The organism is Paenibacillus sp. JJ-223, from assembly GCF_927798175.1.
GTDB lineage: Bacteria > Bacillota > Bacilli > Paenibacillales > Paenibacillaceae > Paenibacillus > Paenibacillus hubeiensis.
Genome location: NZ_CAKMMP010000027.1, coordinates 16,153 through 32,142, shown reverse-complemented (window position 1 = coordinate 32,142; position 15,990 = coordinate 16,153). Strand labels below are relative to the sequence as shown.

Genomic DNA, 15,990 nt, shown 5'->3' with positions numbered 1-15,990 from the left:
TTGTGGCAACAACTGCAAGGGAGGAGAGCTGAAATATGCGTAAGCTGAGCGAGGTGCTGGTAAAGACGGGAGTTGAAATCTATCAGGACATGATTCGGGTTGCCTTGTACAGTGTGGCCAGTTCGGTGGTGCTTGTGCCCATCCTGCTGTTTGCGCCGCTGCCCGTAGCGTTACTGCTGCTTGTGGTCGCATACATGCCTGTGCTGTTTGGAGCCTGCTTTGCGATGCATCATCGGCTGGAACGCAAGGAGCAGCGGAACGGCCTGAAGGATATGTGGACAGGGACGTTAAAGGGAATCGTCCCCGGAGGGATGGTTGGCGTACTGTTTGCTGTGTTAAGCTTCATTCTTTGGTCGACATGGTGGTACTACGGCGGCCAGGGAAGCATGTTGGGCATGGCGGTGATCGCATTTCAGACCTGTTTTGTGCTGATGGCGGCGCTTTCCCAGTTCTATACGTGGCAACTGGTCATTCAGAAGGATATGGGGATCGTGCAAGCGATGGGAGAGAGCGTCAAGCTGTTCTTCCGATATCCGGGATACACCATTGCTGCCGCATTTCAGGCATTGTGTCTTGCTGCGCTGCTCCTGTTAACCGTTGTGGGATATGGCGCGCTGTTTGCGGGCATGTTTGCCGTTTATCAGCATAAGGTGGCGCGAAATGTACTGGAGCCGGAGGAAGAACCTGCCGTACTGCAGGGTAATGACCATCAACCGTCCACTTGGTTTGGCCAGAGTCAAGGGAGTGCGCGATGAACGGAAGTGAAGGACGGCGTAAGATTCCGAGAAAGGATGTGGTGAAGGGTTTAGGCTCGCGCCTTACAAAGGCAGGAGTGGTTAAGCCGATGTCTTCCAAGGTTCGGACAGGAGTTGATCTGCTGGCGGGAGGTCTTTCCCATCCATGGATTACCGGTTCGCGCATCGGGTTGATCACCAATCCGACGGGCATCACATCCCATTTCAGGTCTACCATTGAAGTATGCGCCGGACTGAAGGATGCCGAATTGGTGGCGCTTTATGCATGTGAGCATGGGCTGGACGGCGAGCTGCAGGCAGGCGTACGTTTCGGAGATACACTGCATCCGAAGCTTGGCATTCCCGTGTTCAGCTTGTACGGAGAACAGAAAAAGCCCACACCCGCGATAATGGCTGGTGTAGATACGGTATTGTTCGATATCCAGGATGTCGGCATTCGGTATTACACCTATGCATCGACGCTGTTTCAAATGATGGAGACGTGCGCGCAGGCGGGCAAGCGACTGCTTGTGCTGGATCGTCCCAATCCGTTGGGCGGATGCATCGTGGAAGGTGGCGTTTTAAACGCGGGGTATGAATCGCTTGTGGGTGCCTGGCGCATGCCGGTACGCCATGGTATGACGGTTGGTGAACTGGCGTTGTTCGTCAACAGTGAGCTGGAACATCCTTGCGAGTTGGACGTGATCGCCATGGAGGGCTGGCGGCGCAAGATGTCCTTTGCCGATTGCGGGCTGCCTTGGATGATGCCATCGCCGAACATGCCTACGCTGGACACGGTGCGGGTATACGCCGGAAGCTGTTTGCTGGAAGGTACTAACGTATCGGAGGGCAGGGGCACGACCCGCCCGTTCGAGTGGATCGGCGCGCCATGGGTCGATGGTGAGCGACTGGCCGAGCGCGTTCGTCAGCATGGGTTAGAGGGAGTCCATTTGCATCCCGTGTACATGTCGCCGACCTTTTCCAAACATGTGGGTGAGTTGTGCGGAGGCGTTCGTATTTTCGTGACAGATCCGGAGAAATTCCGCGCAGCGGACATGGGCTTGGTGCTTCTGCATGAGCTGATTTCGCTTGCGCAAAATGAGTTTCGATGGCTGGAGCCGCCAAAATCGGGTTCGCGGTACTTCATTGACTTGTTGACCGGAGGAAGCGTTGTCCGGGAAAACATTCATGATCCTGGAGTCCTGGAACGACTCAGACGGGAGTGGAAGATGCAGGCGATGGCTTGGAATGAGCGCCGGCAGCCGTTTTTGCTTGGTTATGAATGGGATTAATGCGAAAGGGGACGAAGGGATGATGGAGCAGAATCAAAGCGGTCGGAGCCTGCTGAAGCAGATGACGTTGCGCGAGAAAATCGGGCAGATGCTGCTGTGCGGTTTTCACGGCACGGAAGCTTCCGGAGATATTGAGCGCCTGCTGACGGAGGTCCCGATCGGCGGCGTAATCTATTTCGCGCGCAATGTGGAATCGCCGGAGCAGGTAGAGCGACTGTCGAAAGGATTGCAGCACATTGCCAGGGGCAGAGGGAATTTGCCGCTCTGGATATCTATCGACCAGGAGGGCGGTATGGTAGCGCGAATTACCGAGGGCATTTCGCTGATGCCGGGACAGATGGCGATTGCGGCAGCAGGCTCGCTCGAGGATGCGTACGAAGCCGCGCGTATCAGCGGCCTGGAACTGAAATCCATGGGCATTAACATGAACTTCGCCCCGGTACTGGACATCAACAACAATCCGGCTAATCCCGTAATCGGCGTACGTTCCTTCGGGGAAGAACCCGAGGCTGTAGCCGAATTCGGTGTACATACGATAAGAGGGCTGCAGGATGCGTGCCTTGCTGCAACGGCGAAACATTTTCCCGGTCATGGGGACACGGACATAGACTCCCACCTGGATCTTCCCGTCATCGCGCATGGGCGCGAACGGGTAGAACGCGTGGAGCTTGTTCCGTTTCGTGCCGCCATAGCGGCCGGCGTGGACGCGATGATGTCGGCGCATATTTATTTTCCGGCGCTGGAGCCGCAGCGGCTGCCAGTCACGTTATCTCCTGCCGTGCTGAGCGGACTGCTGCGCAAAGAGTTGGGATATGAGGGACTGATCGTTACGGATTGTATGGAGATGGATGCCATTGCCGTTCATTATGGGACGGTGGAGGCTGCGGTCATGGCCGTTGAAGCCGGAGCGGACCTCGTGTTGATCAGCCATACGGCAAAATTGCAGAGGGAGTCCTTCGGTGCGCTGGTACAGGCGGTAGAGAGCGGGAGAATTAGCGAAAAGCGCATCGACGAATCGGTCTTGCGGCTGCTCACATACAAAGCGAAGCGTGGACTGCTGCGGATGGATGCCGACGAGCCGGCAGCAGTGGCTGGCCGCGAAAAGGATAATGCCATGTCACTAGCTGCAGCTGCGCCTGAACAAGCAGAGCGCGTAGAGCGGGGCGATCGCTCGCATCTGGATGTGGCAAGGCGGATCAGCGAGAACAGCATTACGCTGGTTCGCGATGAAGAAGGAATGCTGCCGCTCAAGCTTGAGCGAACGCTGGTCATTACGGTGGCGACGGAGGTAACGACAATTGCTGACGAGCAGCTCGTCCAGGCACCGACGCTTGGTTCGGCACTTGCCGACTGTGGCCTTGAAGTAGTGGATCTGACGGTATCACCGGAAGACGTGGCGTCCGATTCAGCGCGTCTGCTTCAAGCCGCCGAAGCTGAGGGGGTCAAGCAGATTGTGGTGGGCACTTACAATGCCGTCAATCCCTCAGGCGACCCGCAGCGCAGATTAATCGGCCGGCTAAACAGACTGGGCAAGCCGGTAGCAGTGGTGGCGCTGCGCAGCCCTTACGATCTGCTGGCCATTCCCGATGCATCGGTATATGTGGCCGCGTACGAGAGCAGGCCGCTGGCTATGCAGAGCATTGCACGCGCGCTGACGGGGCAGATTCCTTTTGCAGGGAAACTTCCGGTGTCTTTGAAATAGCACGTCGCTCTAATCGAACCATTACTGCTCTGCGGGAATCGAAAGAAAAGCTCGTTGCCATAGGCACCGGGCTTTTCATCGCACATCCAGATCCAGGTTCCGCGTTGGTTTAGCGAACAACCACTCGAAAACCGCAGTTCCCGGACGAGCTGTCTGGCGTATTCCCGGTTCGCGCAGCTACACGATACCGATTGCAATATGAATGGTGGCACAAATAAGAGCCGCCGCGCATCGAAACCTTGTCCGACATTCCTGCAAACAACGGATTGCACGTTTCGGTGATTTCATGATACCTGGGCGTGAAACGGTCGAGGCACCATTCCCATACGTTCCCGGCCATATTGTACAGACCGTATCCGTTGGGACGGTAGGCATCAACGGGTGCGGTTCCCGCGTAACCGTCTTCTGCAGTATTTTCAGTCGGGAATCGCCCTTGCCAAATGTTGCATTGATGCTCTCCGTCAAGCAGCAATTCGTTGCCCCATACGTACGTTTTGCCTTCCAATCCGCCTCTCGCTGCATATTCCCACTGTGCCTCGGTCGGCAGGATGGTGCCGGACCACGAGCAGTATGCCAAGGCATCGTTCCAACTGACGTGTACGACCGGGTGGTTCTCCCTCCCCTCAATAGAAGAATCCCTCCCTTCGGGGCGGTGCCAGCACGCGCCTTCCACGACGAGCCACCATGGCACGCCGTAAGGCACGCGCTGCACTTCGTTTCGAACCTTCTCCGACGCGAGCAATTCGAAAACGTAAGACCAGCCGAATTGCTCCGCTTCGGTCATGTAACCCGTCTCCTTGACGAATTCCTTGAAATCCCGATTAGTCACTGCATAGGGTGACATAAGGAAGCTATCCACTTCCACAATTCTGGCCGGCCCTTCGCCGTCCGAGGCGAAACCGTTCAGATCATTGGTTCCCATGACAAAGGTGCCGCCTTCGATGCGGACCATACGTTCCAGCAGTTCGGGCCGCACAGTTTCGACGCTGGTCCCCAGATCTGCATGATGATTGGGGAGCTGCACGGTCGCTGCAATGGCGGAATTCCGTTTTACGGAGCAGCAGCATCCGTTTTTTGATGGTTTCATCCGTGTTCATGCTCCTTTCGTTCAAGATATAACTATCATTCCCGGCGTGCGCGCCGGTGCGGGACCACGTCGCAAGTGGATTGGTAAAAATCAAGCATGCGCTCCTTCAAACGATGCAATTCTTGCGCAAGGGAAGGATCGCTGATCCGGTTGCGGGTCTCTCCCGGGTCGAGAACGAGATCGTATAACTCGTCTTGTTCATCAAGTCTGCGCACGTACTTGAACCGATCCGTGCGGACCATCGTGGCTTTGGTATGCTCCGGTCCTTCGCTGCGCTGCGTCTCGCCCCTTGGCCAATACAGGCTGCGGGGGTCTTCGTTAAACGGCGTGGATTCGTTGCAGTGCGATTCGCCATGCAGTCTGCCGCCCTCACTGAATACGGCATCGCGGTGCTCCGTCAGCTGCCCGCTGATTACGCCGCGAAGGGAACGGCCAAAATGGGTGTATCCCTCGTCAATGCCTGCGTAATCGTATACCGTAGCGCATAGATCGACCAGCTCAATCATGGCGTCGGAGATGCCTGGCCGTACCGGAACGCCTGCAGGAGGTTTGATGATAAAGGGGACGCGGGTCAGGCAATCCTCAAACGTGTTTTGCGTCTTTTCCACCAGCCCGTAGTCCCCTGTGAAATCGCCGTGGTCCGAGAAAAAGAAAATGGCCGTATCCTCGTACATTCCCGTGTCCTTCAGAGCCTGAACAAGCAGGCCGAACTGCTCGTCTACTCTGGCGCACATGGCGTAATACGTTGCTCGCAGCTCGTCCCAGCGCTGCTCGGTCCAACCGTGCAGCTGCATCCTCTCCCGCAGTCCGGTTAACATGGACGGTTTGCCTTCCCAGACCGGCTCGGCGACGCGGGGCGGCAGCAAGGAACGGTCAATCGAACCGTACCATGGCTCTTCTACGGCATAAGGAGGGTGCGGGTACAGGATCGGCAAATAAATGCATACAGGCTGATCCGACCGGGCTTCCCGAATCAGATTAATCGCTCCGTGGATATGAGCCCAATCCGAGTCGGGATAATAGTCTTCCCCGTCCCCTTTGTCGATGTTGCCGACGTAAAACGAATAGAACGTATCCTCTTCCGGTTTGCCGCGCCTCCAATCCGGTCCGAACATGCGTTTCGTTGTGTCGGGCGGAACATACTTGACGTCGCAATATTCGCCATAGCCCGATTCGGGATCGACCAGATCGTTTTTTCCACCCCACCATACGTAATAACCAGCCTCTTTTAGCTTTTGCAGCAGCATGGGTTCATCCGGCTTGAGCATATGGTACATGGTCCGATGGCCCCTGACGTGCGGATACCACCCCGTCATAAAGGAGCAGCGGCTTGGCGTGCAGACCGGGTTCTGACAAAAAGCGTGACTGAACGATACGGCATCTTCGGCTACGAAACGGTCCAAATGCGGCGTTCGTGCTGCCGGATTTCCGAGATGGCCGAGCACATCGCCCCGCCATTGGTCCGGATTGAACAGGATGATATGCGGACGCTTCGGTTTCGCGGTCATGGACGATGCTCCTTTTCGCCTTCGGAAGCCGATTCCCCGGAATACGGCACTTTTGCTTCGCGGCGTGCGTTCGGTTCGAGTCCCAATCGTTCATATTGCTCGATCGGCGCATCGTTCTCTTGCATAAGACGGATGAGCAAAGCAACCATTTTGGCCTCAAGTTGTGCATCCTCGATTGGATGCTCCTGTCGCGGGTCCGTTTCCAGGTCGAACAACAGCGAGCCGAACTGATGCAGCGTTCCCCGGCCTGCGCTCCTTATTTTCAAGACCTGTGCTCCTTTGGTAAACGGAAGTGGTCCGGCAAGCTCCATGTCCTGCAGCTCGGAAGGGGAGAAGCGGCTTCGCATATGCGTGGGCATCAGGGTGTAGTCGAACAGCGGCTGGTTGTCCTCGCTTGCGGCTGCTCTCATATATACGTAACGCCCGTCTGTAACGCATACGTGGCCGCCATGCAATCCGAACAGCGCCGCTTCGCGCACAGGTTGATCGCTGGTTATGGTAGCGCGAAGGGATTGACCATGCATATCGGATGTAGGCTGCACGCCGAAATAATCGAGCAGCGTTACAGGCAGGTCGATGGTTTGAACAAGGCTGTTTCGCCGTTCCCCCTGAACGTTGCTGCGCGGGTCCCAGATAAACAGCGGCGTGTGGGCGACCTCGTTATAGAAGGGCTGCACGCATTTGGCCCAATGTCCGTGCTCGCCAAGCAAGAAGCCATGATCCGTATTCACGATAAGCAATGTATCTTTCCACAGATCCAGCTCGTCCATGACATCCAGCACTTTCCCAAGATGGTCATCACACATGGTGAGCAGGGCCGCATAACGATGCCGCATGCGCTCTACCTCGTCATCCGTTTCCTTCACGGGTCCGTAAGCCGGCCAATCGTTTCCACGATCCCCGATCAGCTTCGGATACAAGTTGCGGAACGATTCCGGACTGTAGAACGGTTCGTGCGGATCGAACGTCTCCAGCTGTAGGAACCAGCGTTCTTGACCAGCGTTGCGGCGGATGAAGTCGATACCTAGCTCAAAGGTCTGTGCCTGCGGAAATTGCTCCTCGGAAACGATGTGTTTGCGATTGATCCGGTCGTGATGAACAATTTTCTGGTACGTTAACGGGATGCCCGATCCCGCTCTTCCTTGGGTAGCCTCCTCGCTTACCTCACCTTTCCAAGGGTCTCCTTCCTGGCCGCGAACGAATTCAAAGCTCTCATATCTGGGGTGATATGTTCCTCCCCCGTCTTCCCAATAATGTTGGTGATCCGTGACCAAATGAGTGTACACTCCTGCTTGCCCAAGCAGCTCGATGGCGGAATCGTCGAACGGTTCCAGCGGGCCCCAGCTTCGGTGCAGGAAATTATGCCGAGCTGTGTGCAGTTCCCGGCGGGCCGGCATGCAGGGCATGCTGCCGATATAACTGTTCAGGAAAACGGCGCTGCGTCGGGCAAGCCTGTCGAAATGAGGCGTTTGTACCCAATCGGGCGCGCCGTAGGGGGAGAGCATATGCCGATTTAACGTGTCGAACATGACCATGATTGCTTTCATGCAAAAATCATCCTTTCACACCCGAGGATACCACGCTGCGGATGAATTGTTTTTGGAATAGGAAAAAGGCAATGACGATGGGCAAAGACACCATCAGTGTAGCGGCCATCAACAGGTTGTATTGCACCTGATATTCGCCCCGGAAAACTTGAAGGCCCAGCTGGATTGTTCGCATGGACGGGCTGCTGGTGTAGATGAGCGGGTGAAAGAAGTCGTTCCACACCGCAACGAATTTGAAAATGCCAAGTGTACCGAGCATCGGCCCGCTCAGCGGGATATAGATGTAGAAAAACAATCTCAGAATACCGGCTCCATCAATATATGCCGCTTCGTCCAGCGCCTTCGGCACCTGCTGGAAAAATTGCCGTGCCATAAAGATGCCGAACGCTCCGGACAGCTCGGGAATGATCAAGGCATAGTAGCTGTCCAGCCAGCCGGTCCCGCCGCTTCCAAGCCAGTCGTTCCCGCCGAAGAATGGAACAGACTTCAGCAGCAGGAATTGGGGAATGATGGTGACTTGCGCCGGAATCATGAGGCCGAGCAGCAGCAGCAGGAACATGAACTGGCTTCCTCGGAAGCGGAGCCTGGCGAAAGCAAATCCGGCAAGGGTATTTAACAACAGGCTGCCCGCTACAGCTGCAGCAGTAACGATAGCACTATTGCGGAAAAAGAGACCCCATTCCGCCATGCCCAACGCCCGGGCATAATTATCGAATTGCAAGCCGGAAGGCAAGATGGTCGTTCTGCCCAATCCAAACTCGTCATCCCCCTTCAAGGAGGTGAAGACAAGCACCAGGAGCGGCAGAATAGACAGCGCGGTGACGAAAGCGAGTGCGGCATAGGCTGAAATTCGTTCGAATGTTGTCGGTTTCATGTCATTCTCCTAATCTGAGGCAGAATTTCGTCCGCCCATCCAGTATTGCAGCAGCGTGACAGCCAGCGTGACCAGCAGCAAAAAGACGGCCATCGCCGAAGCGTATCCCATTCGGTATTCTTGGAAGCTGGCATTGACGATCTGGCTGACGATCGTTGTGCTCGAATTGGCAGGACCGCCGCCGGTCAGAATGTATACCAGATCGAAAACCTGAAACGACCGAATGGTTGCAATGATAAACAGGAACAACAGCATGGGCTTCAGGAGGGGAATCGTGATGTGAAAAAACTGACGTAATCCGGAAGCGCCATCGAGCGCGGCGGCTTCATACAGGCTGACCGATATGCCTTGAATGCCGCCGAGCAGCACGATCATGCAAAATCCGATGCCTGTCCATATGCCAATCACGATAATGGAAGCAAGGGACGTGTCCGGACTATTCAGCCAGTTGCGTCCGGCAACGCCCATGAAAGACAGCCAGCGGTTCACCGGTCCGCTGGACGGATCCAGCAGCCAGAGCCATGTCATGGCAACGGCAACGGAAGACAATGTGCCGGGCAAGTAGATCAAAGCCCGGAAGAGGGGCAGCAGCTTCAGTCGCATGGACATGAGCACAGCCAGAACAAGGCCGATGGCCATGGAGGGCAATACGGTGCCGAGCCAGTACCATGCGGTGTTGCCCACCGATTTGGCGAACAGCGGATCTTGGAGCAGGCGTGCATAATTGTCGAGCCCTTTCCATACGGGAGGCTGCAGCATGGAGTAGTCAGTGAAGCTCAGGTAGACGATCCAAGCGATTGGAATCAGCCCAAACCATACGAATAGCAGCATGCTCGGAAAAACGAACAGATACGGGAAAACGCGATTCAAGCCTTTATTCATCGTTACACGTCCTTTGGGCCATGGAGATGCCCCTAATCCAGCCATGATACCGAATTAGGGTGCTCATGTTTACTTGATGGACTTGATTTCGTCCCGCGCAAGCTCGGCGTTAGTAGTCAAAGCATCTTCCGCCGATTTGGAGCCATTATAGGCTTCTTCGAGGGCCGTTCTCAGATATTTGATGTTTACTGACCAGTATTTGGAGGCGATATACCCTTGTGCATCGTTCATCGCTTCATAGATCACTTGATTTTGCGGGAAGTTCGTCAGATATTCGTCTCGAATGGATTGCAAAGGCGGAAGTGCTCCGGTCTTGGAAGTATAAGCCATTTGATTGTCCGGGCTGAACCAGAACTTGATGAAAGTCCAAGCTTCCTCCGGATGTTTGGAAGCCTTGGCTGCTGTCAGGAACGTGCCCAGCATCAGCGATGTGCGTTCTCCGTTCGGTCCTGCTGGCGGAAGGGCCCAATCCACTTGCTCCTTTCCGATGGATTGAATCAAGGATGCGGTATTGGAAGGAGAGACGAATGCCATCGCGGCCTGACCTTGAGCGAAAGGTGTCCCTCCGGTCTGCTGCTGATTGCTTGCCGTGAATACACGCGCTTTGTATAGCTCGACCAGTTTCTCAACCAGAGCGATGGAGGTTTCCGAATCAAAGGTCGGATTGCCTTCCTTGTCGTAAAAATTCTCTCCGTATAGGAGCAGGAGGGATAGATAGGATTGCTCTCCGTTGCTCGTCTGAATATCCAAGCCGGAGCGTACCGTCTGGCCGTTTTGCACGACTTTCAACCGATCGGCGTACTGGAACAGCTCATCGAGGGTTTGCGGCGGAGATTCCGGATCCAGGCCGGCTTCGGCCAAATAATCTTTACGCCATGCCAGTGGGCGGAGATCCGGTATCAACAGCCCGTATTGTCCATTCTCCCACTGGCCTGCTTTGAGGATATCGGGGTAGAAGTCGGTTGTCCCTTCCCACTGGTCTTTGTCGATGTATGGCTGCAGGTTCAGATATTTGCCCTGATCTACCGTGGAAATGAGCTGACCGAAGCCGAGACCATGCACATCCGGTTGCGTTCCACCGGAGTACGCGACGGCAAGTTTCTGGAAATATTGGTCCCAAGGGACAGAGGTTAGATTTACCTTAATATTTGGGTTCTGCTCCTCGAACGTTTCGATAGACGCCTTTACAGCGTTTACAGTCACCTGATCCGTCCCCGGAAACCAGAAGCTCAGTACAATTTGTCCAGCGTTCTCTACCTTATCGGTGCTGGAAGCGTTAGGTTGGCCACTGCTCGTCAGACCGCATCCGGCAAGCAGCAGACTTAAGGCGGTCATTGTCAGGATGGCGCGAATGAGTGAATTTGCTTTCAACATGTTTCCCCCCAGATATGTTCGTTATCGTCGTTTACAGTCTGCGTGCTTCTCCGTACGTACGGTCAAAACACATATCAAGTATTCCGACTGAAATACTTGATTTTTGAATATTTAATGCCTATGATTATAGCATTCAGAGGTACAAGCGTATGTACTCAAAAAACGTAAATCGTTACCCATTATGCAGATTTGCACAATTAAGAATAGGGAGGGAGGATGTTGCAGAGAACCGTCCCTGCTGTCGATTCCATCTCAAAGGACCGGATTGACCGCTGGCATTCCCAGACCCGGCAGAGTCTTGAATTCGAGACTCGAAACTTGCTGGAACAGCTCTCCATCCAGATCCGATGGCTCAAGGAGTGGGATGTGCGGGAAGGCCATTCCGGCCGGTTTGTTTTCCCGTATACCGCCATTTGGCTGGTTACCGGAGGAAAAGCAACCATCCTGTACGATCAAACCCCTTACATCATCGGAAAAGGGGACATTGTATGCATTCCTCCTCAAACTTGCCAGTCGTGGCAGAGCATTGATGATTCGGAACCTTTTCATTATTATGCGTTTGCTTTGGAGGCCAAGATCGGGCTTCTGGATTTCATTCGCCTGTACCGTTTTCCAAGGGTAGCGTCTGCGGTTGATCCGTCCGCCTTCGGCAAACTGCTGCAATCATGGCACAACGTCGCCGATCAATGCATGTCGTACACCGAAACGATAAAGGAAGAGCGGGTGAACGGATTGCAGCAAGCGAGGTTGGACACGAACCAGGCCATCCAGTATTTGAAGATGCAAACGCTGGGCTTGTCGTGGCTGCTCCAACTGTTCGAGACGCTGCGTTCCTTCTTGCCTGAACGACCTGTAATGTACGACCACCGGATTTTCCAAATATGCAATTACGTCGCGGCGCATTTGTCCGATCCGATGACGCTGGATGATCTGGCGGAGCGTGCCGCTCTCGGCAAGGAGCAATTCAGGTCCCTGTTCCAGCAGACGCTCGGGACGTCGCCCATGAAATATGTGCAATTGATGCGCATGCAGCGAGCCAAGGAGCTGCTTTCGTTGACCGTCTATCCGATCAAGGATATCTCGGCGCAGGTCGGGTTCGAGAGCCAACACCATTTCTCGCGTGCCTTTCGCAAACATGCCGGCATATCACCGCTGGAGTATCGCAGGCATCATACGGAGTAGCATGAACGCAAAAGACGATCCCCGGGAGGATCGTCTTTTTGCGTTCATGCTGATTATTGGGAATCGGTATTATTGCAATTGCAGAGCTTGGGCCGTTCGGGATTCCACCTCGTCCATCAAGGCAGTCATGTCCATGCCTGCATGGTTGCCCAGCAGAATGATAGTCACATCATCGGACAAGTTGCGCGAGAGGGCTGTGGAGAAACCGCCGCCGCTACCGTTATGAAAGACCGTTCTTTTGTCGCCGTTCTCCTTGAGGATCCAGGCGTAACCGTAGTTTTTGTCCGAGTACGGTTCGTACATCGTTTCGATCGTATCCTGGCTCAGGATCTGGTCTGTATACAGTGCGCGGTCCCATTTCAGCAGGTCGTCTACGGTGGAATAGATCGTGCCCGAACCCGACTGGGATACGTAATAAGGGGCCTCGACCCATTCTCCGCCGGACTGCACGAACCCGCTGATCGTATTCACTTTAGGGGACGCTTCGCCGGAGTTTTTCATGTCCAGCGGTTTCAAAATCGTTTGCTGCACGTAATGGGCATAGCTCATGCCGGATACTTGTTCAATAACATAGGCGAGCAGTACGTATCCGCTGTTGCTGTACAAATAGGCAGAGCCCGGTTCGAATTTCAGCGTTTTATGGCGAATTTCTTCCACAGTCTCTTCAAGGGTGGTGCCTTCGCCACGGCCGAAAGCGGATGGCAGGCCTGACGTTTGGGATAACAGCATATGGAGGGTGATTTTGTCTCCCTCCGGTATGCCGGAAATATATTTGGAGATCGGGTCCTGCACATCCAGCTTTCCTTTTTCCGCCAAACTGAGAATGGAGGCTGCCGTAAACGATTTGCTCAGGGAAGCGATGCGCGTTTTCCGGTCAGGACGATTCAGCGTGTGCGCATCGGCAAGACCATATCCTTGCCGAAGCAATACTTCGCCTTTATGAGCAATGAGCGCGATGCCGGGAAACTGGATTTCGCGCAAGTAGTCGTCCACGCCGGCGACTTCGCTGTGAAGCAGGCTGACTTGGTCCGATCTGATGCTGACTCGCATTTGGCCCGCATCCGTCCGCGCTACGTGAATATCTGCCTTGAGCGCATTGGCCATCATGCGTACAGGCAGCATCAACGTTCCGTTCAGGTTGCGGGAGTGAGTGGCAGCCTTCATCTGTAAGCCATTGACCTCGATCACATCGGTCCCTGCCTTGTGGACCAGCGTGTCCCGGCCTGAGGTGATGGTGGCCGACTGGGTCCGTTGATCCCATTTCAAAGAACCTTGTAACGATTGAACGACATCGCGCAATGGAACAAACGTCGTGCCTTGAATGATAAGCGGTTTGTTTTTCCAAAGCTGCCGAATGCCATCGACCTCAATGTAAACATCCTTTGTGCTTTGCGCGGCCGCTGCTGGCGAAGTCTGACCGATCCATGCCGGGGAAGCGACCAGAACAAAGGCGAGCAGGATGCGCAATACGGGCAAAAATACAGAAATAACGCCGTCCTGCACCTGAAGCTTGCGTAAAATTCGAATCCTCTCCTTCCAAACGTTTCATGTTTGTCCAACTTTAAGGGTTATTGTAAACGATCTTGGAAAGGGGGTCAAAAAAGCGGTCACAATCTGCAAAGTGGGGCGGGCAACTCATCTATTGGATTACTTGCTGAAAGGGCATGCCGATATTTCATGAAACCATTTTGCTGCATCCATAATGTTTTCATGGAAACTGTCCGATAAATGAAAGGTGAAGCTAAACGATGGAGGCTATTTTATAATGAAGAAAAAGATACAAGGCTGGCTGAGGCCAACCGTAAAAAAACGGCTAGTCGCCGTATTGCTCCTATTTCTGATCGTGCCCAGCGTAACGGTGGGGTGGTTATCCTATCTGAAAGCGGCGGAAAGGGTTCATGAGGAACTTGTATCCACGGCACATGCCAAAGCGGAAATGTTGAACTTTCAAATTACCCAAATGCTGGACATGGAGAAACAAAACGCGGCGCAGCTTGCTGCCGGGGTATCTTCGAAAGACGTTATCGATAAATCGCCTGCCCTTCAACGAAAGATGGACCAGATGTCCGCTGCCCATGAGGAGCTTGGCGTATTGACAATTGGGGCAGAAGACGGCAGCTGGATGAAATCCCCGGACCCGGGCAGTCAGGTCTATGATCCGCGCGAACGCAGCTGGTACAAAATGGCGATGGCGAGCGATGAACCGATCATTTCGGATACGTTTCAATCTGTAACGACGGGCGAGTGGGTAGTAACCGCAGCAGTCAAGCTGCCTGACGGAAAAGGCGCGTTCGGGGCCAACGTCAGTCTCAATCATTTGAAAGCCTCGGTCGAAGAGGTGCACATCGGTAAAGCGGGCAAGCTGTACATGCTGGATAATGGCGGAAAATTCCTGTTCCATTATGATATTGAATCAGGAAGTCAGTCCGACCAGAGCTACATCAATGAAATGTACACCCAGGAACGCGGAACCGTGAGTTATACGTATAACGGGCAGGACATGATCGCCGTGTACGATACCAATCCGGTGACAGGGTGGAAAATCGTTGGCGAGCTGGTCGCTTCCGAAGCGCAAGAGGCCGTAAGGCCGATTATGATTCGTACGTATACACTGGTCGGAAGTGCCCTGATCATTGGCCTTGTTGTGCTTGTCTTCGTGATTCGCAGCATCCATAGACCTTTGGCCCAACTGACGCAGGCGGCATCCAAAGTAAGTTCCGGCGACTTAACCGTGCAGGTAGGGTTGAAGCGCAAGGACGAGTTCGGCAAGCTTGGAGACAGCTTCGATGCGATGACCTCATCGCTGCGCGGCGTACTGGGCGAAGTGCATGATACGTCAAGCCAGTTGGCGGCGTCATCCGAACAGTTGATGGCGAGTTCCGAGCAAACCTCCAGGGCTACCGAGCAGGTTGCCGAATTGATGCAGGATGCCGCGACGGGAACGGGAAAACAAAATGACAGTCTCGCGGCTACGGGACAGCTTGTGGAGGAAATGTCCCATGGCGTCAAAGAGATTTCGGCAAGCGCGGAGGATGCGGCACGGATCGCCGGGGAAGCTTCAGCGAAATCGGAAGCAGGCATGGTTACGGTGGAAGAGGCCGTGGCGCATATCCGGCAGGTGAATGGCGAAAGCGAAGCCGTATCGGCGGTGATTGAGGATCTGCGTTCCAAAAACGATGAGATCGTGGCGATCGTTGCCGATATTACGGCGATTGCGAAGCAGACGAACATTCTGGCGCTTAATGCGTCGATCGAAGCCGCGCGGGCCGGCGAGCATGGCCGGGGATTTGCGGTTGTTGCCGAAGAAGTGAAGTCCTTGGCCCAACATTCCGGCCGTTCCGCCGGACGCATCAGCGAACTGATGCGTGAGATGCATGAAAAAACGGATGCGGTGCATTCGGCTTTTGCCCGGACAGGAGAAGGCATGCTTAAGGGTTCCGCTTTGATCACGGAAGCGGGCGAAGCTTTCCGCACTATCCGAAGCGCCGTGCAGCAAGTTGCCGCGCAGGTCCAGGAGGTATCCACGGCGTCCCGAGCCATTGATGGGGGAATGGGCCATGTGACCAAAGCCGTCAACGATACGATTCAGCTGTCAGACCAGATCGCTGCCGGTACGGAGGATGGATCTGCCGCCGCCCAGCAGCAATTGGCCACGATGGAAGAGGTGGCAGCCTCTTCGGCTGCGTTGTCCAAGATGGCGGAAGATTTGCAAGAGATGATTGAACGATTCAAGTTGTAGCAAACATGGCGCAAGTCGTCGCAAAAACATGACAGAACCGCAGGGAGCAGAAATCCCTGCGGTTTTTTC

12 protein-coding genes are annotated in these 15,990 nt (G+C 54.6%); 5 read left to right on the top strand and 7 right to left on the bottom strand.

Translation table 11 applies throughout. The features are described 5' to 3' along the window. Positions 1–35 precede the first annotated feature (35 nt). The 3 genes from L6H98_RS30440 (at position 36) to nagZ (ending at position 3,728) form a co-directional block, all read left to right on the top strand. Positions 36–755, top strand: a complete 720-nt coding sequence (locus L6H98_RS30440; RefSeq protein WP_236421454.1) for a hypothetical protein — start codon at positions 36–38, stop codon at positions 753–755. A gap of 89 nt (positions 756–844) precedes the next feature. Beyond that, on the top strand, positions 845–2,026 hold the full coding sequence (locus L6H98_RS30435) for a DUF1343 domain-containing protein (RefSeq protein ID WP_236421453.1): 1,182 nt from the start codon (positions 845–847) through the stop codon (positions 2,024–2,026). Between the two features lie 19 nt (positions 2,027–2,045). Continuing rightward, positions 2,046–3,728: a beta-N-acetylhexosaminidase gene (gene nagZ / locus L6H98_RS30430; protein ID WP_236421452.1), complete on the top strand. Its 1,683-nt coding sequence runs from the start codon at positions 2,046–2,048 to the stop codon at positions 3,726–3,728. A 109-nt stretch (positions 3,729–3,837) separates the two neighbouring features. Here nagZ and L6H98_RS30425 read toward each other — a convergent pair whose 3' ends face one another. From L6H98_RS30425 to L6H98_RS30400, 6 genes are all read right to left on the bottom strand, one after another. Further along, positions 3,838–4,815 carry a formylglycine-generating enzyme family protein gene (locus L6H98_RS30425; protein WP_356724978.1) on the bottom strand — a complete coding sequence of 326 codons (978 nt, stop codon included), beginning with the start codon at positions 4,813–4,815 and terminating at the stop codon, positions 3,838–3,840. Between the two features lie 35 nt (positions 4,816–4,850). Beyond that, positions 4,851–6,323, bottom strand: a complete 1,473-nt coding sequence (locus tag L6H98_RS30420; protein ID WP_236421451.1) for a sulfatase-like hydrolase/transferase — start codon at positions 6,321–6,323, stop codon at positions 4,851–4,853. Continuing rightward, positions 6,320–7,870, bottom strand: a complete 1,551-nt coding sequence (locus L6H98_RS30415; protein WP_236421450.1) for a sulfatase — start codon at positions 7,868–7,870, stop codon at positions 6,320–6,322. The genes L6H98_RS30420 and L6H98_RS30415 overlap by 4 nt, the downstream gene beginning before the upstream one ends. Positions 7,871–7,877: 7 nt before the next feature. Next, positions 7,878–8,744, bottom strand: coding sequence for a carbohydrate ABC transporter permease (locus L6H98_RS30410; protein WP_236421449.1), 867 nt, complete (start codon positions 8,742–8,744; stop codon positions 7,878–7,880). 9 nt (positions 8,745–8,753) lie between these two features. Continuing rightward, positions 8,754–9,626: a sugar ABC transporter permease gene (locus L6H98_RS30405; RefSeq protein WP_236421448.1), complete on the bottom strand. Its 873-nt coding sequence runs from the start codon at positions 9,624–9,626 to the stop codon at positions 8,754–8,756. 69 nt (positions 9,627–9,695) lie between these two features. Further along, positions 9,696–11,000 (bottom strand): ABC transporter substrate-binding protein, encoded by a 1,305-nt coding sequence (locus tag L6H98_RS30400; RefSeq protein ID WP_236421447.1) that lies wholly within the window; start codon positions 10,998–11,000, stop codon positions 9,696–9,698. A 216-nt stretch (positions 11,001–11,216) separates the two neighbouring features. Between L6H98_RS30400 and L6H98_RS30395 the strand changes: the two genes are divergently transcribed. After that, positions 11,217–12,182, top strand: coding sequence for an AraC family transcriptional regulator (locus L6H98_RS30395; RefSeq protein ID WP_236421446.1), 966 nt, complete (start codon positions 11,217–11,219; stop codon positions 12,180–12,182). Positions 12,183–12,251: 69 nt separating this feature from the next. Here L6H98_RS30395 and L6H98_RS30390 read toward each other — a convergent pair whose 3' ends face one another. Then, positions 12,252–13,685 (bottom strand): serine hydrolase, encoded by a 1,434-nt coding sequence (locus L6H98_RS30390; RefSeq protein ID WP_236421445.1) that lies wholly within the window; start codon positions 13,683–13,685, stop codon positions 12,252–12,254. A gap of 262 nt (positions 13,686–13,947) precedes the next feature. Between L6H98_RS30390 and L6H98_RS30385 the strand changes: the two genes are divergently transcribed. Beyond that, positions 13,948–15,921: a methyl-accepting chemotaxis protein gene (locus tag L6H98_RS30385; protein WP_236421444.1), complete on the top strand. Its 1,974-nt coding sequence runs from the start codon at positions 13,948–13,950 to the stop codon at positions 15,919–15,921. Positions 15,922–15,990: the final 69 nt, after the last annotated feature.